The following is a 23,210-nucleotide window of genomic DNA, read 5'->3' on the forward strand; positions in this document are numbered from 1 at the left end:
GGACACAATGTGGCGCAGATTATCACGTTCCGCCCACCCAGGGCGAGGCGCGGCTAGCCTGACCGGTATGCGTTCCTCGACGCCAGATGATGAGCCGCCCGAGGAGTTCGTTCGCGTGGCGCGAGGCCTGCGGGCCCTGCGGTGCAGGCCCGAGTTCGAGTTGTCGGAGATTCCGGCCCCCCAACGTCTTGCTCCATTCGCGTTGGCGCTGTCAGCCGATGTCGAGGTCGACGGCGCGGACATCGCCCAGGGGCGTCTGGTCGTTCTGCACGACCCAGCTGGCCAGGAGACATGGCAGGGACGGTGGCGCGCTGTCGTCTTCGCCAAGGCAACGCTTGAGCCAGAGATGGCGGCGGACCCCGTGCTCACGGACGTCGGCTGGGCTTGGCTGGAGGAGGCTTTGGAGGAATCGGAGGCGCAGCTCACCGCGTTCGGCGGCACTGTCACACGTAACATCTCGGTACCTTACGGGGCGATGGCTGGACGCGATATCCGCGGCGACATGGAACTTCGCGCATCCTGGACTCCGACCGACGAACACATCGACAGGCACGGGCGCGCCTGGCTCAACTTGCTGGCCACTCTGGCTGGGCTTACCCCCCTGCCGGAAGGTGTCAGAACTCTGGCGCGCTAGGCGTTCTGACTCAGTAGCTCAAGGTTTCCTGGGAACCGACCGATGCCTTCTACGCATCGCTCGAGGAGGCCCGCTGTGACACCTACGGCCCTGCCCAGTTCGCGGGCGCCTACGCCACGGATGAGCGCGCTCCTGGTGTCACCTGAAGGCTCGCACCGGCGCTACTGGACAGGTCATCTGCGCGCCGTGGGAGTGGGCAGGGTTCTGGAGGCCCTAGGCCCCTCCGATGCGGTTGCCAAAGGCAAGACGGCAACCGAGCACGGAGTCTGCGTAGTAGAAACCGCCCCACAGGAGGGGGGCATCCTCCTGACGATCCGCGAGCTCAGACAGCAGGGGTGGCACCGGCTGGTCATGGTCTCGCCCCGGGGCGACGAGAACACAGTGCGCCTGGCACTGGCCGCCAAGGTGCGAAGCTTCGTCGTAGCGCGGAGCCCAGGCGCAGTCAGCGCGATCGGCGCATCGACTACAGGGCCAGAGCGTCTGGACCTGTCGGATCGCGAACGCCAGGTCATCCAGCACGTCGCTAACGGCAACGGCAACCGGGAAGTCGCTGAGCGGCTGAGTCTTTCCCCGCTTACAGTCAAGAGCCACATGTCGAGAATCGGGCGCAAGCTCGGTACCGGCGACAGGGCTCAGATCGTCGCGCTCGCGATGCGAGCTGGATTGATCCACTGATCCTGGCGATCGTGGAGTTTCTCGTTGTCGGATGATGCCCGTAGCCTTGGGCCGGATGAGCGAGCAGCGTGACGACCCCGATGCCGAGCCGACCCTTCCCTTGGCGGACTCGCCCGCTGACGGAACGCCGAGTGTCACCGACACCGATGCTGACCTGGCGGACATCGCGGCCCGCATTGGGTCAGGCACCGGTCCAGTAGCGATTGACGCCGAGCGCGCTTCTGGACACCGCTACGGCCAGCGCGCCTTCCTTCTCCAGTTTCGACGTGACGGCTCTGGGACGAGCCTGGTGGATCCAACCGGCATCACCGACTTCGCTCCGCTTCAGCGAGCTCTCGCGGAAGCCGAGTGGATCCTGCACTCCGCGACACAGGACCTGACCTGCCTGGATGAACTCGGCCTGCGACCGGATGCCCTGTTCGACACCGAGGTTGCCGCCCGATTGCTCGGATTGCCCCGGGTCGGACTGGCTGCGCTCACCGAACAGCTTCTCGGCGTTCGACTGGCCAAGGGGCACGGATCCGCTGACTGGTCCAGAAGGCCACTGCCGGAGCGCTGGGTCACCTACGCCGCGCTGGACGTTGAGTTCCTGATCCCGATGCGGGACATCCTCGCGACACAGCTCATCGAGATGGACAGGTGGACGTGGGCGGAACAAGAATTCGCGGCCCTGTGCCACTGGAAGCCGCGAATCCGGCCCGATCCCTGGCGGCGCACATCAGGCATACACGCGGTCAAGAACCCCAAGGGTTTGGCCGTGGCACGGCAGATGTGGCAGGCCCGAGACGCCGAGGCACAGCGGCGGGACATCGCGCCCGGACGCATCCTGCCGGACTCCGCACTCGTAGCTGCCGCCAAGCGACTGCCCACGTCCCGCTCGGATCTGGAGAGGATCCCGGAGTTCGTCCGCCAGCGCCGGCGATTGGACATCTGGTGGACTGCCGTGCGGGTCGCGCTCGCTGAGCCGCCCATCGAAGCTGGCATGGAGCCAACTCGCGGTTTGGCCCCCGACTCTGCTCAGCAGGAAGCCTATCCACCCCCTCGGGCGTGGCAGCGAAGGAATCCGGAAGCTGCGAAGAGACTGTCCAGGGCCCGCCACTTCATAGTGTCCTGCGGGGAGGAACTGGATCTGGCGCCCGAAGTGCTCATAGCCCCTGACTGCGTGCGGCAGCTTGCCTGGTCTCCGCCCGATCCCGCGACGCCAGGGACAGTGACTGCGAAGTTGGTTTCGGCAGGGGTGCGGCAGTGGCAAGTTGAGTTGACCGCTGCCGGACTCAGCGAGGCCATGTCGCCCAACGGGCCCGATGGCGCCTTGCGCGCACCGGTCGAGCAGCCCAAGACCGACTCTGTCCCAGGGTGACAGACCCCACACTTCCCCCCGACATCCCGAGAGTTACTCGTGGGTAATATCAGGTAACCGGGCCAACGCGGGCTAGCCCAGGACGCACCGACCCCGGCCGAACTTCCGAAGGAGCAACTGTGGCCCGAACTGTCAGAGACGTGGTCTTCGTCGATGGTGTACGTACGCCTTTCGGTCGCGCGAGCAAGAAAGGCATCTACGCCGAGACGAGGGCGGACGACCTGGTAATCCGTGCCATCAGGGGCCTGTTGGCACGCCACGAGGACCTCCCTGTGGAGCGCCTCGACGATGTCTGCGTCGCCGCGACGACGCAGATCGGGGACCAGGGACTTACCATCGGTCGCACTGCCGCCTTGTTGGCTGGACTCCCCAGGTCGGTGCCGGGGTACAGCATCGACCGGATGTGCGCGGGAGCCATGACAGCCGTCACGACGCTGTCCGCCCCAATCATGGTTGGGCTCTACGACATTGCGTTGGCAGGCGGCGTGGAGCATATGGGCCGCCACCCGATGGGGGAAGGAGTGGATCCGAACCCCCGCTTCCTCGCGGAGCGACTGGTAGACCCCGAGGCGCTGCTGATGGGCAAGACAGCGGAGAACTTGCACGACCGGTTCCCTGACATCACGCGCGCCAGGGTCGACGAGTACGCCCTGGCGTCGCAACACAAGACGGCGCAGGCCTACGAGAACGGCAGCATCCAGCAGGACCTGATCCCCGTCGCCACCAGGAGCGCCGAGCTGGGGTACGGCCTGGCCACTACTGACGAGCCCCCAAGACCGGGGACGACTCTGGAGGCCCTCGCGAAGTTGAAGACTCCCTTCCGTCCCTACGGCCGCGTGACCGCCGGTAACGCGGCGGGACTCAACGACGGCGCGACGGCCGCGCTCCTCGCGGCGGAGAGCGTCGCTGACGAACTGGGGCTTCCCAAGAAGATGCGACTCGTCTCGTTCGCATTCGCCGGCGTGGCACCAGAGGTGATGGGAATCGGTCCGGTGCCTTCGACCGAGAAGGCACTGTCGAAGGCCGGCTTGAACATCAGCGACATCGGCTTGTTCGAAATCAACGAGGCGTTCGCGGTACAGGTGCTGGCATTCCTGCAGCATTTCGGCCTAGCGGACGACGATCCACGCGTGAATCCGTTCGGCGGCGCGATTGCCGTGGGCCATCCGCTGGCTTCCAGCGGGATACGCCTGATGACATACCTGGCCCGTCACTTCGAGAACAACCCCGGCGTCAGATACGGGCTGACAACCATGTGCATCGGGCTGGGCATGGGCGGAACGGTCATCTGGGAAAACCCGAACTTCGACGGCAAGGAATCCTGACATGCCAGAAGCCAACAACAGCGGCGCACCATCACTGGAGTTCGCCGACGAGGTTGTCACCCACGCCCGTCTGCGGTTCATCGAACTTCCAGACACCGCCGGGACCGCCGCGCTCATCACGCTGGACAACGGCTTCGACCACACCAAGCCCAACACCTTCGGGCCGGGGGGTCTGCGCTCCCTGAGCGCCGCTCTGGACGAGGCGTCCGATCGCGATGACGTCGTAGCGCTCGCCATCACCGGAAAGCCCTTCATCTTCGCCGTTGGAGCGGACCTGTCAGGTGTGCCAAGCATCGCTAGCCACGATCAAGCCCTGGCCATAGGACGTTTCGGCCACGACGTGTTCCGTCGCCTCGGAGAGTTCGGCGTGCCAACGTTCGCGTTCATCAACGGAGCGGCCATGGGTGGCGGCCTCGAGCTCGCGCTTCACTGCACCTACCGCACCGTCTCCTCCGGAGCGGCCGCCATCTCGCTACCCGAGTGCTTCCTTGGACTTCTGCCCGGATGGGGCGGCACGTACCTTCTGCCGAACTTGATCGGACCGCAGAACGCGCTGCGGGTCATCGTCGACAACCCCCTGGCGCAGAACCGCATGCTCAAGCCGAAGGACCTGACGAGCATGGGTATCGCCGACGCCCTGTTCGAACCGGCTGATTTCCTTGAGCGCTCCCTGGCTTGGGCGGCCGACGTCATCAGCGGGCAGGTCAAGGTCGAACGCGCGTCGATCGACCGCGGCGAGGCCTGGGACGCAACCGTCGAAGCGGCTCGCGCCGGGCTGTCAGCTCGCCTGCACGGAGCCGCGCCAGCCCCCGTGCTCGCCGTGGACTTGATCGGCGCCGCCAAGACGGCCGACCGCGATACCGCGTTCGCCGCCGAGGACGCGGCGCTCGCCGATCTGATCATGAGCGATGAGCTGCGAGCGGGGCTGTACTCGTTCGATTTGGTGCAGAAACGGGCGAAGCGACCCGTGGGAGCACCGGACAAGTCGCTCGCCCGGCCCGTTACCAAGGTTGGGATCGTGGGGGCCGGCCTGATGGCCAGCCAACTGGCCCTGCTGTTCATACAGCGCCTGGAAGTACCCGTGGTGATGACCGACTTGGATCAGGCACGGGTGGACAAGGGCGTTAGCTATGCGCACGCCGAGCTGGACAAGCGACTGGCCAAAGGCCGGCTCACACCCGACAAGGCCAACCGGCTCAAGGCGTTGCTCACCGGGGCCGTCAGCAAAGAGGCCTTCGCCGATGCTGACTTCGTAATTGAGGCCGTTTTTGAGGACCTCCAGGTGAAGAAACAGGTGTTCGCCGAAGTAGAGGAAGTGGTTAGCGACACGTGCGTGCTCGCCACCAACACGTCCTCACTGTCGGTATCAAAGATGGCGGCGGATCTTCGCCATCCGGAGCGGGTCGTCGGATTCCACTTCTTCAATCCGGTGGCGCTGATGCCGCTGCTGGAAATCGCCAGGGCCGAGAAGACCGACGACCAGTCCCTTGCCACCGCGTTCGCTGTCGGCAAGGCCTTGAAGAAGTCATGCGTACTGGTCAGCGACGCGCCAGGCTTCGTGGTCAACAGGCTGCTGACGCGCTTCCTGGGTGAAGTCACACGAAGCGTTGACGAAGGCACTCCATTCGACGTCGCCGATCAAGCCCTCAATCCCCTCGGCTTGCCCATGACGCCGTTCGTGCTGCTCCAGCTCGTCGGCCCAGCTGTGGCATTCCACGTGTCTGAGACGATGCACTCAGCCTTTCCCGAGCGGTTCTACGTGTCTGAGAATCTGCGTCGAGTCGTGGCCGCCGGGAAGTCAGCGATTTGGACATATGACCAGGCCGGGACCCCATCGGTCGATCCAGAGGTCGCGAAGCTGTTCGAGCAAGGCGACAAGGCTCTGTCCGCAGCCGAGGTGCGCGACCGCGCACTCGAAGCGCTCGCCGAGGAAGTCCGCTCGATGCTCGACGAGGGCGTCGTCGCCGAGCCACAGGACATCGACCTTTGCATGATCCTGGGGGCCGGTTGGCCATTCCACCTGGGCGGCATCACTCCATACCTGGATCGCACCGGAGTCTCTCAGAGGGTGACTGGAACCACGTTCCTCGCGCCTGGGGTAGCCTCGCTGGCTCAGTGATCAGTAGCTGGTTCGGACAAGGATTCGGTACCCGGCGCCGGGGCCGCAGCCTTCAACAACTCCGGTCGCCCGAACAGGTACCCCTGAGCCAGATCGCAGCCCAGTTCCAGCAGGGACTCAGCCTGCTCACGGGTCTCGACGCCCTCTGCGATGGCCACCAGTCCGGTATCGTGCGCGAGCTGGATCACGGCGCTGACGATCCGGCGGGACTCTTGGTCTTCTTCCATGACCGACACGAACGCACGGTCTATCTTGAGGATGTCGGCGCTGAGGTTTCGCAGTTGGCTCAGGCTTGAGTACCCAGTCCCGAAGTCGTCGATAGCGATCCTGACCCCCGCGTCTCGCAGCGACCGCACGTTCGATAGCACTTCATCGTCAAACATCAGCAACGCCGACTCAGTCACCTCGATGGTCAGCCTCAAGGGATCAACACCGCTGCTCTGCAGTTCACCGAGCACGTGTGACGCCAGATCCAGATCTTTGAGTTCCTCGGCTTCGATATTCACCGCGACACCCGCGGCAGGCGCGGGCAGGGAACCTTTCGATGCGTCGCGCAGGACCTGACGCAGTACAAGCTTGTCAATCGTCGGCATCAGTCCAGCCGATCGCGCTAGATCTAGGAAATCCAGTGGCGGCAAGATGCGCCCGTCTGCGGTCCTCAAGCGCAGCAGCGCCTCATACTCCTGCACCTCGCCGTCCCGAAGACGGATGATCGGCTGGTAGGCGATCTCGAACCCGTCACCGGCGACCGCCCTCGCCAGCTCGATGCGAACATTCAGGGCCGCCTCGGCCTGAACTCCCATCGACTCGGCGTAGAACTGGACTCTGCCCCTCCCCCGCAGCTTGGCCCGATACAGGGCCAGATCCGCCCGCCTCATCAGCTCCGCCCCGTCGCAGCTGGGGTCTTCCGTTCTCGCGACACCGACTGAGACCGTCGGTGACAGGTTCGATCCGGCGATCTCGACCGGCTGTCCCAACGCCGTCTGGAGTCTGCCCACGAACACGCCTGGATCTTGCTGGTCGCCATGGATCTCAGAGATCACCGCGAACTCGTCCCCGCCTAGACGCGCCACCGCGTCCGCTGGGGCGCAGACACCTCGGATCCTGGTCGCGACCTCGCCGAGAAGCTGGTCACCGGCCGACAGGCCCAGGGAGTCGTTGATGACCTTGAAGTCGTCCACATCCAGGAAGACGAGCGCGATCTCATCAACATCGGTGTTGAGCCGATGAAGCGCGGCGTCCAAACGGTCTACGAACGCCTTCCGGTTCAGCAGCCCTGTCTGCCGGTCGTAGAGCGAGTGGAGGGTAAGGTCCCGCTCCGCCGCTCGCCGTGCCGTTACGTCCTCCACATGGACAACGAACTCCTCCAGATCGCCGCTTCTCAGCGCGGCCACCGTGATCAGCGCCAGCCTGGAGGCTCGATCCCTGCCTCGCAGACACACCTCGCCCTGCGGCACCCATCCGGGAACCCTCGGCTTCGAATCTGTCGCGGCCGCGATCAGTGACTGAAGAGTCGCTAACCCATCCGGCTCCATGAAGCTCGACACCTCACGGCCTACGAGGTCCGAGGCGTTCCCGCCCAGCAACCGGGCCAGGGCGATATTGGCTGCCCCTATGACAAGTCGCCCACCCGCTTCGCGCCTCATCCGCATAGTCGGAACAGGGGAGATGTCGAACATGGTCTTCACCGTCGCAGCATGAGCCGCGGCAACCGACGCGTCGCCCACTGGCTGCTCGGCGAGCTGGATCCCGCGTTGCCTCTCGACCGCGAGCAGCGTGGTCAACCCCAGACCAGATGCCACGCTCATCGCCAACTGCCACTGCAGCACCCCCGCCGGGCTCGCCCAGGACTGGCCAACGACCATCACGATCGTTACCGCGACCAAGCCCAGCGTCGATGCCGACCACGTGTCGTAGCGGGACGCGACAAGCAGCATGATCGGCAGCAGGATCCAGGAGATCAACCACGGGTCGAACTCAGTCACTCCCGCAGCCGCCACGAACACCGCGATCAGCGCGCTGGCCATCGTGACAGACGCGAATTCCTTGCGGCGCGGACCATCCGAACCCGATCGCAGCGCCACGGGCAGAATCAACATCACGCCCAACAGCACGGCGCTGGCGAATGATCCGGGCCATGACTCACCCGCGAGGTGCGGATCCCACGACATCCCCGGCCAACGGATAGACGCCAGAGCAGCGGTAGCACCTACGAGCAGCGCGACTCCGCCGGCGATCGCTGGGTCGATTGGGCGCGACAGATCGCAACGAAACCATCTCAACATCAGTCCGATGATCACGCCAGCGACTAGGTCAGCGAGCGTTCGTCCGATCGAACCGGTGCCTGTCACCGCGGCCAGTACCGCCAGCTCGCCAAGAGCACCACCGGCGAGAATCCAGGCAGAAGAACCACCCAACCGGATCACCGCGGCCGCGCCCAGAGCTGGAGTGAACAGAATCGCCGGGGTGTCCGAACCGTCCGTGAATACCAACACCACCGCGTCGCTCGCCGCCCAAACGACCGCTGAGAGCGCAACGGCGATCAACGGCCGCGCTCGAACCCAGCCCCCAAGCGAGGCGGCGGGCTGCGTCATCACAGGTTCCCGACACGCACCGGAGACCCGAATAGGTGGCCTTGCCCAAGATCACAACCCCTGGAGCGCAGGAACTCGGCCTGAACTGGGTCGGTCACGCCTTCAGCGATCACCTCCCGGCCAAGGTCATGCGCGACTGAGATCACCGCGGTGACGATCGTCTCATCGGCCGGGTCCCGTCCCAATCCGTCGACGAAAGACCCGTCCAGCTTGATGTAGTCGAGCGGAAGTTCCCTCATCGCGGTCAATGACGACATCCCGGTTCCGAACTCATCGACCGCGATTCTCACTCCCTGAGCCCGGACACGGCGCAGTGTCAGCAGTGCCGGTCCCGGCGCGTCCATCATGGACGGCTCCCCGAACTCCAGGACAAGATCCTTCGGGTCCAACTCGCGAGCCGACAAACGACCCCTGATGAACTGCGGATAGCTGGCGTCCGCGAGTTGACGCGGAGAGACATTGACGCCCAACCATGCCCCGAAGTCAGCCTCCTTGCGGCCCGACAGCCACGCCAAACCCAGTTCGAGGATGCGCGTGTCTAGCCTCACCGACAGCCCAGACCGCTCGGCCGCGTCCACGAAGCTGCTCGGGTGCAGGACGCTGCCGTCCGGCATCATGATCCGACCGAAGGCCTCATAGCCAACGATCGAGGAGTCGTTCAGCCTGACCACAGGCTGAAGGTCGATCGTGATTCGGTCTTCGTCCAGTGCCGAGCGAAGCAGTTCGACCATTCTCATTCGTCCGCGAACCTGCTCTTCGAGGTTCGCGGCGAAGAACTCGATCCGGTTCCTTCCTCGTTCCTTGGCCCGGTACATGGCCAGATCAGCGCGTCTGAGCAGATCCTCGGCGGTGCCAGAAGGGTCGGAGGTCTGCGCGATACCCACTGATCCGCTCAACGTGTGCGCGCGACCATGCAACTCGAACGGTTCCTCCATGGACACGCGGATCCGCTCGGCGACGGTGACAGATTCAGACGCGGAGTCCAGCGAGTCGCAGACGACGACGAACTCGTCGCCGCCCATGCGGGTGACGATGTCATCGCGTCGCACTGCCAGCGAGATCCGGCGCGCCACTTCCTGCAGCACTGTGTCGCCCCGGCGATGACCGTAGGTGTCATTGATGCTCTTGAAACTGTCGAGGTCAACGAAGAGGACCGCTACGGTTCCCGGTCGACGACCCAGCCTGGCGAGGACTCGGCTGAGGTGCTGCATCAGGACCGCACGATTAGGAAGACCTGTCAGCGGATCGTGGGAAGCCCTGTGAGACAACGCCTGCTCTGTTCGCCGGAACGCGGTCACGTCGTCCAGCGTCACTACCAGGCGACGGCCCAGCCGCGGATCGTCAATCACGGACGCGGCCAGCGCCACCCAGACCACGCCCCACCCCTGGCGGACAATCCTGACTTGCGGCTTCCGGGTGGGATCGAGCAGACCCCTTAACCCACGCTCCAGAACCGATATGTCCGTGGGATGCAGGAAACCGCTCAGATCCTGACCGACGATCTCCTGGCGGTCCATTCCGACGAGCTGCTCAAAGGACTCGCTGCAGTCCAGAATCGGTCCCATCCCCATCCCATCGTCGCTGGGAGTCAGCTCCAGCACGACCATGGGCGAGGGCGACCCCTGGAAGGCGAGTTCCCTCAGACGAGCGTTAGCGGCCTCGTCGGACACCCGAATGCCCGCCACCGCCGACCCGACTTCGGGCACACTGCTGCCCACCGATGCCTCCCCAGTTGCGTTCGCGGGACGATCGATACAGCCTACGCCGTGTTGTCGGCTCGGCGCCTCGCGAACTTGAGGTGAGCCTGGCTAATCAACTACTGCTCAACAGGCCCTTCGCGGAAGGTCTCAGTCTCGTTCAGCCGTTTGGCGATAGTCTCCGCGACTGCCGAAGGAGTGAACCCAAGCTCCGCCAGGATGCCGGATCGGGGGCCCTGCTCGATGAACCGGCACGGAATCCCCAGGGTCACCACAGGAACGTGGCTCAAAGCTTGCTGTACGGACGCTCCGACTCCCCCTCGTACGGAGTTGTCCTCGATTGTCACAACCAGCCGGGATCCGCGGGACATGTCCACCAGCGCCTCGGATACTGGAAGGACCCAGCGAGGGTCGACAACCGTGACCCCTACTCCCGATAGCCGCAACAGATCCGCGACCTCAATGGCCAAGTCGGCGAACGGTCCGATCGATACCAGCAGCACATCGCAGCCGTCCTCGAACAGGACGTCGATACCGACCTCCCTGCGCAGCTCAGGGATGTCATTCGGCAGAGCGCCTTTCGGGAACCTCAACGCTGTCGGCCCGTCGCTGATGGCCAGCGCCTCGGCGAGCTCAGCGGCGAGTGTGTCACCGTCGCGCGGAGCCGCGACTCTCATTCCAGGGATCCCCGCGAGCATCGATAGATCCCACATTCCGTTGTGGCTGGGTCCGTCATCGCCGGTAATCCCAGCTCTGTCCAGTACGAAGGTGACTGCGGCCCGGTGCAACCCCGCGTCCAGGAGCACCTGATCATAGGCGCGGTTCAGGAAAGTCGAGTAGACAGCGACAACCGGATGCAGGCCGCCCATCGCCATGCCCGCCGCGCTGGTGACCGCGTGCTGCTCGGCGATTCCGACATCGAAGCAGCGGCCGGGGAAGCGCTTCGCGAACGGTGCCAGACCGGTCGGCCCCTGCATCGCCGCCGTGATAGCGACTACGTCGGGCCGTCTCTGACCAGCCTTGACCATTTCCCGCGCGAATACCGTCGTCCAGGTCGGGCTGGGTGCGCACACGGGCACGCCAGTTTCGGGGTTGATGACACCGACTCCGTGGAACTTGTCGTCCTCGTCCAGCTCCGCCGGGCCGTAACCTCTCCCCTTCTCGGTGAGGCAATGCACAATCACCGGACCACCGAAGTCCCTGGCGCGGCGCAACGCTCCTTCGACCGTGCGCACATCGTGTCCGTCGAACGGTCCCAGGTACTTCAGTCCCAGATCCTCGAACAAGCCCTGAGGCGCCACGATGTCCTTCAGGCCTCTCTTGACGCCGTGCAGTGTCCCGTAGACGGGAGCCCCGATTACTGGGGTGTCGCTGAGGGTTCGCCGACCCCACTCCAAGAACCGCTCGTATCCCCGCGTGGTGCGCAACGTCGCCAGATAGCTGGCCACACCACCGATCGTTGGGTTATAAGAGCGCGCGTTGTCGTTCACGACGATGACCATCGGACGGTCGCTGGCGGCGATGTTGTTCAGTGCCTCCCACGCCATGCCTCCAGTCAGGGAACCGTCTCCCACGACCACAGCGATGTGGCGCTCGGCGAGCTCCCCAGAAAGATCCCAAGCCTTGGCGAGTCCGTCGGCGTAGCTCAGCGCGGTGGAGGCGTGTGAGTTCTCGATCCAGTCATGGGGGCTCTCCGCCCTGCTCGGGTACCCCGACAGCCCGCCAACCTGCCTTAGTTCGTGGAATCTGTCCCGGCGTCCGGTAATGATCTTGTGGACGTATGTCTGATGACCGGTGTCCCACAGGATCGCGTCGCTTGGCGAGTCGTATGCGCGATGAAGTGCCAGGGTCAGTTCCACGACGCCCAGGTTGGACCCCAGGTGGCCGCCAGTTCGCGCGACATTCTCGATAAGGAAGGCCCGGATCTCAGCCGCGAGCGCCGGCAGATCCACTTCGTCTACGAAACGCAGATCCTCGGGGGAGCGGATACGTCCCAGAAGATCCACAAGACCCCTTCCCTCGGGCTGCCCTGATTCTACGTGCGTGGCGCGATCAGAGGCGATCTCGCCACTGGCGTCCGCTCAAAGCGTCTAAGACTAGCTCGACCTGACGCGACGTTTCGGACGCTTCAGCCCCGCTCGACTCGATGGCGGCGAGTACGAGACCCAGCTCATGTGGTGGGAGTCGGTCCCCCAGTTCGCGGCGCGCGTTCGAATAGGAACCGCGCAATCCCTCCAGCGTGGCCTTCTGATGACGTGTGACTAGTGTCGCCAGAGCGAGTGGGTAGCGCCGCAAGACATCCTGCTCGCGAAGCCCGTCAGGACCCCGGTCGAGTAGCCACCCCACGACCTTCACCTCGAACTCCGGGGAAGCTGGAGGCGGCAGGTCCTGGGGCCACCCGGGCGGAACGATCCCGGTAGCCACACTCAGTCCAGAAGCGAACGCAACACGAACTGCAGGATCCCGCCGTTGCGGTAGTAGTCCGCCTCACCTGGCGTGTCGATCCTCACGCTCGCGTCGAAGACACGCGCACTGCCGTCGGACCGGAGAGCCTTAACGCGAACAGTGGAAGGGATGCGTCCCTCGTTCAGTTCGGCTACTCCTTCGATATCGAATACCTCCGTACCGTCCAGGCCCAGATCGTCCGCGCTCTCACCCGTGGGGAACTGCAGCGGCAAGACTCCCATCCCTATCAGGTTCGACCGGTGGATCCGCTCATATGACTGCGCTATCACGGCGCGAACGCCAAGTAGAGCGGTCCCCTTGGCCGCCCAGTCGCGCGATGAGCCCGACCCGTAGTCCTTTCCGGCCAGAACGATCAGTGGAACCCCGGCCTCCGCGTACGCCTGCGCGGCGTCGAATATCGACGTCTGGGGCCGCTGCGGATCCAGCAGATTCACCGTGAATCCTCCCTCGACGTTGTCCAACAACTGGTTGCGCAGCCTGATGTTGCCGAACGTTCCCCTGATCATCACCTCGTGATTGCCCCGCCGGGATCCGAACGAGTTGAAGTCCTTGGCCGCGATGCCATGGTCAAGCAGATACCGCCCCGCCGGGCTGTCGGCCTTGATCGAGCCCGCTGGCGAAATGTGGTCCGTCGTCACCGAATCCGAGAGCTTCGCCAGCACCCTGGCTCCCACTATGTCGCCCACCGGATCGGGGTCCCGCCGCATTCCTTCGAAGTACGGCGGCTTGCGCACGTACGTGCTCGCCGGATCCCACGAGAAACTCAGCCCTTCCGGAGTGGACAAGGACTGCCACCTGTCGTCCCCGGCGAACACATCCGCGTAGCGGTTCGCGAACATCTTGGCGTCGATTGCCTCCTCCACCGTCGCCTGCACCTCAGCAGCGGACGGCCACACGTCCGCCAGGAACACCGGCTTTCCATCGGAACCGGTGCCGAGAGGATCGCGGGTCAAGTCGGCGTCCATGGTTCCAGCGATCGCGTACGCGACCACCAGCGGCGGGGAGGCCAGGTAGTTCATCTTGACGTCCGGGCTGATCCGACCTTCGAAGTTGCGATTGCCGGAGAGCACGGACACCACGGATAGGTCGGCTTGGAGAACGGCTGCGCTGACTTCTTCGGGCAACGGCCCGGAGTTCCCAATGCAGGTCGTGCAGCCGTAGCCAACCAGGTTGAACCCGAGCTTGTTCAGGTACGGTGTCAGCCCGGCGGCGTCGAGGTAGTCGGTGACGACTTTGGACCCCGGCGCGAGCGTGGTCTTCACCCATGGCTTGCTGGTCAACCCCCGCTCGACTGCCTTCTTGGCCAGGAGGCCCGCCCCTAGCATCACGGAAGGGTTTGACGTGTTCGTGCATGACGTGATCGCCGCGATCACGACCGCCCCGTGCCCTATCTCGCTGTCACCAACTCCAGCGCTGGCCGAGGTGTCGGCCGTGTACGCGGGCAGCTCAGCGGTGAAAGCTGACTTGGCCCGCGCCAGATCGATCCGGTCCTGAGGCCGCTTGGGTCCGGCGATGCACGGGCGCACTTGTCCGAGGTCAAGTTCTAAGTACTCCGAGTAGGTGGCTTCAATGCCGCCAGCTCCCCACAGCCCCTGTTCCTTGGTATACGCCTCCACGAGAGCTACGTGCTGATCGGACCGTCCGGTGAGTCTGAGGTATCGCAGGGTCTCTGAGTCAATGGGGAACACGGCCGCCGTGGAGCCGTACTCGGGACTCATGTTGCCGATGGTCACGCGGTTCGCCAGAGGAACTGCCGCGACACCATCGCCGTAGAACTCCACGAACTTCCCGACGACGCCGTGGGCGCGCAGGATCTGTGTGATCGTCAAGACGAGGTCTGTGGCTGTCGTGCCGTCGGGCAGTTCACCGAATAGCCGGAAACCGACCACGCGCGGAATGAGCATCGAGACGGGCTGACCCAGCATGGCGGCCTCGGCCTCGATGCCGCCAACTCCCCACCCCAGTACCCCAAGGCCGTTGACCATGGTCGTGTGGGAATCGGTTCCAACACATGTGTCCGGAAACGCCACTCCATCGCGCGAGTCCACGACTCGGGCCAACCCTTCCACGTTGATCTGGTGCACGATGCCCGCGCTGGGAGGCACGACCCGGAACTGCGAGAACGCACCCTGGCCCCATCTGAGGAACTGGTAGCGCTCGCGGTTCCGCTCGTACTCAAGCTCGACGTTGCGATCGGCCGCGTCGGGCGTTCCGAAGAATTCGGCGATCACGGAATGATCAATCACCATTTCCGCGGGTGCGAGCGGATTGATTCTGGAGATGTCGCCACCCAGGTCTGCCATGGCGTCACGCATCGTCGCCAGATCGACCACGCACGGCACTCCAGTGAAGTCCTGCATGATGACCCGCCCAGGGGTGAACTGGATCTCCTTGCTGGGCTCGGCCGCCGGATCCCACGTCGCCAGACCTTGGATCTGTTCGGCCGTGACGTTGGTGCCGTCCTCTGTGCGCAGGAGGTTCTCCAGGAGCACCTTGTGGGTGAAGGGAAGCCTCGCGGAGTCTGGTACACGGTCCAGCCGGAACATCTGATACGTGTCTGCGCCTACGGTCAGTGAGTCCTGGGCATCGAACGTGTTCTGCGACAAGGTGCACTCCGGGTATCTTGGCGTCGAGATACCCGCGATTCTAGCCCCGGGCGAAGAGCCACTGCCATCACCCGACTTCGCGCGACCAAATGCGACACACTTGCCACCGAGCGGGCGGCATGAGTTCGCACAACCCTCGTCGTGGAGGTCGAGATGGCACTGACAGGAAACTTCGAACGCATCAAGTCGTATGACGACACAAGGATCGCGTGCGCTACCTGGGGCGAGGGAACTCCCGTGGTTCTGTCCAACGGTATCTGCTGCAGCGACACCTACTGGACCTACATGGCTCCGTTCCTGGTTGAGAATGGCTGCCAGGTGATCTTCTTCGACTACCGCGGACACAAGCGTTCCGGGCGTCCGGGCAACCCCAACGAGGTTGGAGTCCCATGCCACGCCAGGGATCTGTGGGCGGTCGCAGACCACTTCGGCGTTACGAACCCCATTCTGATCGGGCACTCGATGGGAGTTCAGACCATCTTCGAGGCCTACCGCCAGCGCCCTGAGGGGACCAGGGCACTGGTGGCGCTCGCCGGACCCTTCGAGTACCCGCTTGACCACCTCTACATGACACCGATCGGAGCTTTGCTGCTTGACGCGTTTGAGTTCTCGTGGCGCTATACACCATCCGCTGTCCGCGCGGTCTGGCGCGCCACAGGCTTCGACACTCGTGCCATCGTGAAGTTCTCCAAGCTGATGATGGCCATCAGTCGTCAAGCACCGTCCGACCTTGTCGGCGAGTACTTCACCAACGTGTCCGAACTCGACCCTCTGCTCGTCATACAGATGTTCCGTGGCATGCAGATGCACTCCGCGCGCGACATCCTGCGCACGTGTCAGGTCCCCGTGCTGCAAATATCCGGTGGCCGGGACATGCTCACGCCATTGCCGCTGCAACGGGAGATGGCTTCGCTACTTCCCGACGTCGAGTTCGAGGTGTTCGAGAAGTGCGGTCACACCCTCCCGGTCGATGAACCCGACCGCTGTGATGATCGCGTCCTGGAGTTCATCAACAAGCTCCGCGCCAACGAGCCGAAGAAACCGACTCCGCGCAAGAAGGCGCAGGCGCCAGCCTGATCCAAGACGCGAGCCGTCTCTCAGGAGCGGCGCCGACGGTCGTTCTCGGGCACTTGCTCCAGGCGCATCAACCCGGGTGCGTTGATTTCGGCTCGCGGAGGAAGATCTCTCGACGAGTCAAGCTGCCACGGAACCGTCACCAGGACGACCCCCTTGGTGAACATGAGCCTGGTGCGCAGCCGGATCGCCGACTGGTTGTGCAGCAGGTGCTCCCACCAGTGCCCCACCAGGTATTGGGGGATGTAAACGGCCACAAGGTCACGCGGACACGAACGCCGCAGATCTCGTACATAGTCAACGACAGGCCGCGTGACCTCACGATAGGGCGAATTGAGAATCCTCAGGGGAACTGGGATGTCCCGGCGCTCCCACTCGCGAGCCAATCGATCAGTGTCGTCCGAATCCACGCAGACGGTGATCGCCTCCAGTGAAGACGGGCGGCTCGCGCGCGCGTATGACAGCGCGCGCATCGTCGGCTTGTGGATTTTCGAGACCAGGACCACGGCGATCACGCCCGATGGCAATGTCACCTTGCCATCTAAGGAGCCAATAGCCAGCTCGTCACTTATCTGCTCATAGTGGCGACGGATGCTGCGCATCATCAGGTACAACAGGGGAATCGCGACGCAGACTATCCACCCGCCGCGCGCGAACTTGGTGACCAGCACGATCGCCAGTACCGAGCCGGTCACCACGGCCCCGATCGAGTTGATCACCCGGGCCCGGCGCATCGAGCCCGCATTCGCTGGGCGGACCGGCGCGTTCAGTAACCGAGTCCAGTGACGCAGCATCCCGATCTGGCTCAGCGTGAACGACACGAAGACACCGATGATGTAGAGCTGAATCAGTGAGTTCACATTCGCGTGGAATGCGGCCACCAGCACCGCTGCCATCAGGGCGAGCAGCAGTATCCCGTTGCTGAACGCCAGCCTGTCCCCACGCGTGTGAAGTTGCCTTGGCAAGTACCCATCTCGTGCGAGTACGGACCCCAGGACGGGAAACCCGTTGAAGGCCGTGTTCGCGGCTAAGGCCAGGATCAAGGCCGTCGCCGCGGAAATGAACACCACGATTATCGGTGCGTACGGGAAGACGGCTTCGGCGATCTGCACCACGACGGTCTTCTGCGCCTGACCGGAGGGCAATCCGATGAGATCCTCCGGCTTCTCCGCGACATGCACCTGTGTCTTCAGAGCCAGCCACGTGATCGCGGCGAACATCGACATCGAAATCACGCCCAATAGCAGCAACACTGTCGCGGCGTTCCGGCTCTTGGGCTTGCGGAAGGCCGGAACCCCGTTGGCTATGGCCTCGATGCCGGTCAGCGCCGTTGTTCCGGACGCGAAAGCCCTGGCCACCAGGAACACCAGGGCAACCCCCAGGAAGGACCCTTCGGCTTGAACTTCCCATCCCGCGCTCTCGGCGACCATCGGCTCATCGGTGACCGTGCGGAAGATCGCGAAGCCCACCATGGTGGCGATCGCCAACATGAACAAGTAGCTCGGCAAAGCGAACAAGGCGCCCGACTCGCGCACGCCCCGCAGATTGATGAGACTTATCGCGAAGATCGTCCCCGCTGTGACCAGAACCGCGTTGGATGCGACGAATTCCGACACAGAGCCCAGGTTGGCGATGGCCGCCGACATCGACACAGCCACCGTGAGCACGTAGTCGATGAGCAGCGCAGCCGCCACCAGCACGCCGGGCCGTTGACCAAGGTTCTTGCTAACGACCTCGTAGTCGCCGCCGCCGGAGGGGTACGCACGCACGTTCTGCCTGTAGGAGGCGATGACGACGAAGTAGACCACGATGACCGCAGCGGCGATCCAGGGTCCGAACGAGTAGAACGACGCTCCACCAAGGGCGAGAACAAGCAGGATTTCCTGGGTCGCGTACGCGTTGCTGGACAGCGCATCGGAAGCGAAGACCGGCAGTGCGATTCGCTTGCTCAGTAGGGTCTGTCCAAGAAGCTCGCTTCGCAGCGCCCGACCGACCATCAGGCGCTTGGCGAATTCACGCAGGGGCACGATGGATCATGCTATGGCCCAGGAAGCCACGGCGCTACGGTATTGGCCGGTGTAGCGTTCGAACAGTCAACATGAAGGGCTATGTCAAGTGCATGTGGTAATCATGGGCTGTGGCCGGGTCGGAGCGTCTCTGGCTGTTCGCCTGGAGACCGAAGGACACTCCGTCGCTGTCGTGGACCAAAACGCCGCTTCGTTCCGACGACTGGGTCCCCACTTCCAGGGGCAGACCGTAGTTGGAATCGGATTCGACCGGGACACTCTTAGGGAAGCTGGTATCGAACGGGCCCACGCATTCGCTGCCGTCAGCAGTGGCGACAACTCCAACATCGTGGCAGCGCGCGTTGCCCGCGAGACTTTCAGCGTCCAGAATGTCGTAGCTCGGATCTATGATCCCAAGCGGGCGGAAATCTACGAGCGGCTCGGCATCCCCACAGTCGCAACCGTGGCATGGTCGACCGGCCAGATGCTGCGCCGCATGTTCCCCCGAGGAGCGTCTGAGGAATGGCGCGACCCAAGCGGTGTGGCGATGCTGGCGCAGGTCTCGATCAATGAGGGCTGGATAGGGCACCGCATACGGTGGATCGGCGAGGCAACCGGCTCCCGGATCGCACTAATCACTCGCTTCGGGGAGGCGTTACTGCCCGAACCGGACACAGTTCTACAGGAAGGCGATGTGCTGCACCTGATAATGCGCGCCGAGGAAAGGGATGCCATCGAGGCCCTACTGCTCGCGCCGCCGCAAGAGGAGGAGTCATGAGGGTAGCGATCGCGGGCGCTGGAAACGTTGGCCGCAGCATCGCCCGCGAGCTCATCGGCAATGGCCATGAGGCTCTGATGATCGACCATGACCCAGGCGCGATCGGGCCGGCTTCCTCCGTTCGCGGGGCCGAGATCCTGCAAGCCGACGCGTGCGAGATAACGAGCCTGGACGAGGCGAACCTCTCCTCGTGCCAAGTGGTCGTTGCCGCCACGGGAGACGACAAGGTGAATCTTGTCGTGGCGCTGCTCGCCAAGACAGAGTACGGCGTCCCACGGGTCGTGGCTCGCGTGAATCACCCCAAGAACGAGTGGTTGTTCGACGCGTCCTGGGGTGTCGACGTCGCGGTATCCACACCCAGGATGCTTTCCGCCCTTGTCGAGGAGGCCGTGACTGTTGGCGATCTTGTTCGACTCTTCTCCTTCCGCCAGGGCGAGGCGAACCTCGTCGAGCTGACACTCCCGATCGACTCGGAAGTAGTCGGTACCCGCGTGGGCGACGCCGCCTGGCCCGCGGACACCGCTCTCGTCGCGATCATTCGGGGTCCGCACGTGATTACCCCCAGCCCCGACGACCCGTTGGAAGCCGGCGACGAACTCCTCTTCGTCAGCAACTCCGCCCAGGAGCGCGCGCTCCAGGAGTTGCTCGCACCCGGGCATGCGCCGCGACCTCCGGCCGAGATGGAATGACGCTGGCGCGCATCAGAGCCGACCGGGCAGCCGTACCGAAGCAACTGACGGACTCGGCCGGGCGATCCCGTGACACAACCTCCATGGCGGCCCCAGGAATGACGCTGGTCCACGCAGCCGCGACTGAAACAGGGTGCATCGGGTCCCCACTCAGAGCTATGACGCCGGTGGGAACGTGTATCCGCTCCAGAGCCTGGCGACGCGGTGCCGGCTGAACCGCGGCACGCCGGAGCTCGGCCGCGAGATCTTCACTTCCGCGTCCATTCCAGGATCGTGTCAGCTCGCGCGTCACCCAGTCCGAAGGGTCGAGCTCGCCCAGCACTGCGGCAATGCCCAGAACAGACACGGCCTCCGCTGCGGCCGCGGTCATGTCCGCTGCCCCAGATGCCGGACCAGTCCAAGCTGGCATGCACAACACGGCCCCCGCGACATCGAGACCCCTGGCCAGGCTGGTGGCGGCCGCGTGGGCACCTAGGGACACCCCCACGAGCACAACCGGGTCATCAGCGCCGCGTGCCACCTCGTCCAGCTTCGCCGCGATGTCGGAAACTCGCCCCGAGCGGTCATCCAGATACAGGCAGCGTGCGACGCCGAGATCTTCGCGCGGGAACGCACGCGACATGAAGCCCGAATCTGAACCCGCTCCGTGGATCAACACTGCCAGGCAGTCCTCCAGGCGCGCGCCATCCAACCGGTTCGTCATCCCACTCATGGTCCCACTCGTTGTGACGCCGGGCACTGAGAAGCCGTTGTAGCCTTGAACCGTGTCACTGCTGAGAACGCCTCACGCGATTCGTCGGACTCTCGCGGCGATGTCGTCGCATGCTCACGCGGAGGCAGAGGAGTTGCGCGAAGGCGCCGCGGGGGCTGGCGCTACGTACATCGAGACTTGCGTCCGGGGCGAGGTTGTGACGGTCTCAGGGATCCTGCACTCCGTAACCCTGCAGCCAAGGGCAGGAGTTCCGGCGACCGAGGCGGTCATCTATGACGGAACCGGCTACCTGACCGCCGTGTGGCTTGGGAGGCGGCGCATCGCGGGAATCAGTACTGGACGCGGCATCACTGTCCACGGGCGTATTACGTGTGACGGTGACATGCGCACGATCTTCAACCCCAAGTACGAGTTGCTGCCTCGCGGCAAGACGTGACCGACCAAGTGCCACAAGATCCGGCAATTCCGACTGGGGCCGTGACGGGAGGCGCATCGCTTGTTTCCGAGTCGATCGTCAACGGGATAGGCGGGCGCCGGGGGCTGCTTGACTCCGGCCTGCCGACCGCTGTCTTCGTCGTGGTCTACCTGGCCACTGGCTCGGAGCTCATGCCGTCGGTCTGGGCAGCCCTGGGTGCGGGCGTTGTGGTTGTGATCGTCCGGAGCGTGCGCCGGGAGCCCCTGCAGCAGATATTCGTCGGCTTCTGCGGAGTAGCGATATCGGCCTTCTTGGCCGCTAGGACGGGTCGCGCGGAGGACTTCTTCCTGCCCGGTTTGCTAGTCAACGCCGTCTACGGCGCCGCATTCGCCGGATCGGCTCTGGTGAACAGGCCGCTGCTCGGATACGCCGCCGGTGCGTTGACGCAGGATCTCACGTCCTGGCGCGATGACCCCGCATCCCTACGAGCGGCCGGAGCGGCGACGTGGCTGTGGGCGGCCATGTTCGGGCTTCGACTGGTCGTGCAGGTACCGCTGTTCCTCGCCGGGATGGTCGGAGCCTTGGGCGTGGCCAAGCTTGTCATGGGATGGCCGCTGTACTTGTTCGCGGCCTACCTCAGCTACAGGATTCTTAGAGGCGTCCTACCGGGCGGGCGCGCGACTTCCCAAACGGACGATTGACGCCCACTCGTCTCGGGGATCAATACGGCTCTTCGGATTTGAGTGGGGGTCCCCCCACCCGCGAAGCGGGAAGGGGGAGGGGCGCGGCCTGGGACTTCCGCCCGGGCTACTCCCGCCCCGGCTACTCCAGTAGTGGCGGTGGGGGTTTGTCGGTGATGGTGATGCCTGCTGGTGTTCGCCATGTCCATCCGGCCGCTGCCTCGTTGCCGCCTTGTCCTGTCTTGGGGTCTGGGTCAAGGCCCGGGTCTAGGTCCCAGCCGTGGTGCGTCTTGATGTTGTGATGCCTCCGGCACAACGGCCCTAAGTTCTGCGCTGTGGTAGCTCCCTTGGGCCACGCGACGGCGTGATCAAGATCGCAAGCCTGGGACTGGCGGCGACAGCCAGGATGGCGGCAATACGGTTCGCGGGCCCGAACCAACCGAGCCAACGCCGCACCCGGGGTATAGGTGGCAGAACCAGTGGAGATCACGGTCGACGACGCCGCATCCCTGACCCAGGCCCTCCACGTACCATCGGCGGCCAGCTCACGAGCCACGGCGGCCGGGACAGGACCCAAACCAGTCACATCACCCGGGTCCTCGGCCAGTCCCAGTAGCGTGTCCAAGCCAACGACGACGTTGACCTCAACACCAGTGGCTGCGGCGGCGCCAGTGGCGGAGCCTGTGGGATTGTCCAGGATGAGGTCGGTGAGGGTGTCGGCGCGGATCTGATCTATGCGACGCCCTGTGCCATCATCGGACATGCCCTTGGCGATCGCGGTCAGGCGCCGCCAGATCCTGCCCCCATCCTCCTGGGGCAGTAGGGCGAGTAGTTCACACATGCCATCTTGTTCATCGCGTAACTCCACGCGGCGGGTTTGGCGGGCCCTCAAGCGGGCCTCCTCCAGCAACGGCGGCGCGAGATTGTGTTTGATCCCCTTCGCGGTGCGGCGCACCTCCGCGCAAGTCCACACCCTGGAACCAGCCAGCCACCGCTTCTGGACCCGCCCAGCAACAGCGGCGGTCACCCCCAAGGCGGACTCAGCGTCCAGATTCGCCACATCCGATAGGAGCAGCCGCGCCGACAATCCCGGTAACTGTCCCCGCGACACCAAACCCAACAGATCGGGGTGAGCGGTCAACTCCCGCGCCGCGTGGATGCGATTCGCGGCGCTACCAGGGGACAAATGCAACGCCGCCGCGATCTCTTCACGAGCCGGGTCAGTAATCTCAGGCGCCGCACCCACTGGCGGCACGATGACTGTTTCGGGTCCCGCCGCGGTCACAAGGCCTTGGGCTTGTTGGGCTGACACCCACGAAGCCACAGCTTCCCAAGCGGCCAACAGCACAACCTGACACGCGCACGGCGAACCGGGAAGCC

At 64.4% G+C, this 23,210-nt stretch carries 18 protein-coding genes; 10 read left to right on the top strand and 8 right to left on the bottom strand.

What is annotated here, in order from left to right; translation table 11 throughout:
• Nucleotides 1-67 precede the first annotated feature (67 nt).
• The 5 genes from Q8P38_07220 (at nt 68) to Q8P38_07240 (ending at nt 6,113) form a co-directional block, all read left to right on the top strand.
• The gene (locus tag Q8P38_07220) at nt 68-634 is read left to right on the top strand and encodes a DUF3000 domain-containing protein (protein MDP4014384.1); all 567 of its coding nucleotides are present in this window, start codon (nt 68-70) and stop codon (nt 632-634) included.
• Between the two features lie 75 nt (nt 635-709).
• The gene (locus Q8P38_07225; GenBank protein ID MDP4014385.1) at nt 710-1,309 is read left to right on the top strand and encodes a LuxR C-terminal-related transcriptional regulator; all 600 of its coding nucleotides are present in this window, start codon (nt 710-712) and stop codon (nt 1,307-1,309) included.
• Nucleotides 1,310-1,364: 55 nt separating this feature from the next.
• Nucleotides 1,365-2,669 (top strand): ribonuclease D, encoded by a 1,305-nt coding sequence (locus Q8P38_07230; protein ID MDP4014386.1) that lies wholly within the window; start codon nt 1,365-1,367, stop codon nt 2,667-2,669.
• A 119-nt stretch (nt 2,670-2,788) separates the two neighbouring features.
• On the top strand, nt 2,789-3,994 hold the full coding sequence (locus Q8P38_07235) for a thiolase family protein (protein MDP4014387.1): 1,206 nt from the start codon (nt 2,789-2,791) through the stop codon (nt 3,992-3,994).
• A 1-nt stretch (nt 3,995) separates the two neighbouring features.
• Nucleotides 3,996-6,113, top strand: a complete 2,118-nt coding sequence (locus tag Q8P38_07240; protein ID MDP4014388.1) for a 3-hydroxyacyl-CoA dehydrogenase NAD-binding domain-containing protein — start codon at nt 3,996-3,998, stop codon at nt 6,111-6,113.
• On the opposite strand, the gene Q8P38_07245 is transcribed toward Q8P38_07240, so the two are convergent.
• The 5 genes from Q8P38_07245 to acnA form a co-directional block, all read right to left on the bottom strand.
• On the bottom strand, nt 6,107-8,707 hold the full coding sequence (locus Q8P38_07245; protein MDP4014389.1) for an EAL domain-containing protein: 2,601 nt from the start codon (nt 8,705-8,707) through the stop codon (nt 6,107-6,109). The two genes, Q8P38_07240 and Q8P38_07245, sit on opposite strands and share 7 nt — an antisense overlap.
• Nucleotides 8,707-10,425 (bottom strand): EAL domain-containing protein, encoded by a 1,719-nt coding sequence (locus tag Q8P38_07250; GenBank protein MDP4014390.1) that lies wholly within the window; start codon nt 10,423-10,425, stop codon nt 8,707-8,709. Before Q8P38_07250 ends, Q8P38_07245 begins: the two co-directional genes overlap by 1 nt.
• A 98-nt stretch (nt 10,426-10,523) precedes the next feature.
• Nucleotides 10,524-12,410: a 1-deoxy-D-xylulose-5-phosphate synthase gene (dxs, locus tag Q8P38_07255; protein ID MDP4014391.1), complete on the bottom strand. Its 1,887-nt coding sequence runs from the start codon at nt 12,408-12,410 to the stop codon at nt 10,524-10,526.
• Nucleotides 12,411-12,456: 46 nt separating this feature from the next.
• On the bottom strand, nt 12,457-12,828 hold the full coding sequence (locus Q8P38_07260; protein MDP4014392.1) for a hypothetical protein: 372 nt from the start codon (nt 12,826-12,828) through the stop codon (nt 12,457-12,459).
• Nucleotides 12,829-12,830: 2 nt separating this feature from the next.
• Complete coding sequence (gene acnA, locus Q8P38_07265; protein MDP4014393.1) at nt 12,831-15,476, bottom strand: aconitate hydratase AcnA; 2,646 nt, start codon at nt 15,474-15,476, stop codon at nt 12,831-12,833.
• Nucleotides 15,477-15,629: 153 nt separating this feature from the next.
• Between acnA and Q8P38_07270 the strand changes: the two genes are divergently transcribed.
• Complete coding sequence (locus Q8P38_07270) at nt 15,630-16,553, top strand: alpha/beta hydrolase (protein ID MDP4014394.1); 924 nt, start codon at nt 15,630-15,632, stop codon at nt 16,551-16,553.
• Between the two features lie 20 nt (nt 16,554-16,573).
• On the opposite strand, the gene Q8P38_07275 is transcribed toward Q8P38_07270, so the two are convergent.
• Nucleotides 16,574-18,577: an APC family permease gene (locus Q8P38_07275; protein MDP4014395.1), complete on the bottom strand. Its 2,004-nt coding sequence runs from the start codon at nt 18,575-18,577 to the stop codon at nt 16,574-16,576.
• Nucleotides 18,578-18,665: 88 nt separating this feature from the next.
• On the opposite strand from Q8P38_07275, the gene Q8P38_07280 reads away from it, so the two are divergent.
• A complete protein-coding gene (locus Q8P38_07280; protein ID MDP4014396.1) occupies nt 18,666-19,334 on the top strand; it encodes a TrkA family potassium uptake protein in 669 nt (222 codons plus the stop codon).
• The gene (locus Q8P38_07285) at nt 19,331-20,023 is read left to right on the top strand and encodes a TrkA family potassium uptake protein (protein MDP4014397.1); all 693 of its coding nucleotides are present in this window, start codon (nt 19,331-19,333) and stop codon (nt 20,021-20,023) included. The genes Q8P38_07280 and Q8P38_07285 overlap by 4 nt, the downstream gene beginning before the upstream one ends.
• Here Q8P38_07285 and Q8P38_07290 read toward each other — a convergent pair.
• Nucleotides 19,941-20,735 carry an alpha/beta hydrolase gene (locus Q8P38_07290; protein ID MDP4014398.1) on the bottom strand — a complete coding sequence of 265 codons (795 nt, stop codon included), beginning with the start codon at nt 20,733-20,735 and terminating at the stop codon, nt 19,941-19,943. The two genes, Q8P38_07285 and Q8P38_07290, sit on opposite strands and share 83 nt — an antisense overlap.
• A gap of 52 nt (nt 20,736-20,787) precedes the next feature.
• Between Q8P38_07290 and Q8P38_07295 the strand changes: the two genes are divergently transcribed.
• Both Q8P38_07295 and Q8P38_07300 read left to right on the top strand, forming a co-directional pair.
• Nucleotides 20,788-21,171 carry an OB-fold nucleic acid binding domain-containing protein gene (locus Q8P38_07295; GenBank protein MDP4014399.1) on the top strand — a complete coding sequence of 128 codons (384 nt, stop codon included), beginning with the start codon at nt 20,788-20,790 and terminating at the stop codon, nt 21,169-21,171.
• A 41-nt stretch (nt 21,172-21,212) separates the two neighbouring features.
• Nucleotides 21,213-21,851: a DUF3159 domain-containing protein gene (locus Q8P38_07300; GenBank protein MDP4014400.1), complete on the top strand. Its 639-nt coding sequence runs from the start codon at nt 21,213-21,215 to the stop codon at nt 21,849-21,851.
• Nucleotides 21,852-21,972: 121 nt separating this feature from the next.
• Here the strand turns inward: Q8P38_07300 and Q8P38_07305 are convergent.
• Nucleotides 21,973-23,210, bottom strand: a 1,238-nt coding sequence (locus Q8P38_07305; protein MDP4014401.1) for a DUF222 domain-containing protein, incomplete at its 5' end; no start/stop codon positions are given.

It is taken from the genome of Candidatus Nanopelagicales bacterium (assembly GCA_030700225.1).
GTDB lineage: Bacteria > Actinomycetota > Actinomycetes > S36-B12.

Coding starts and splice junctions, on each gene's coding strand:
- Q8P38_07220 (MDP4014384.1), top strand. CDS start 68: ATGCGTTCCTCGACGCCAGATGATGAGCCGCCCGAGGAGTTCGTTCGC.
- Q8P38_07230 (MDP4014386.1), top strand. CDS start 1,365: ATGAGCGAGCAGCGTGACGACCCCGATGCCGAGCCGACCCTTCCCTTG.
- Q8P38_07240 (MDP4014388.1), top strand. CDS start 3,996: ATGCCAGAAGCCAACAACAGCGGCGCACCATCACTGGAGTTCGCCGAC.
- Q8P38_07245 (MDP4014389.1), bottom strand. CDS start 8,707: ATGACGCAGCCCGCCGCCTCGCTTGGGGGCTGGGTTCGAGCGCGGCCG.
- Q8P38_07270 (MDP4014394.1), top strand. CDS start 15,630: ATGGCACTGACAGGAAACTTCGAACGCATCAAGTCGTATGACGACACA.
- Q8P38_07285 (MDP4014397.1), top strand. CDS start 19,331: ATGAGGGTAGCGATCGCGGGCGCTGGAAACGTTGGCCGCAGCATCGCC.
- Q8P38_07290 (MDP4014398.1), bottom strand. CDS start 20,735: ATGAGTGGGATGACGAACCGGTTGGATGGCGCGCGCCTGGAGGACTGC.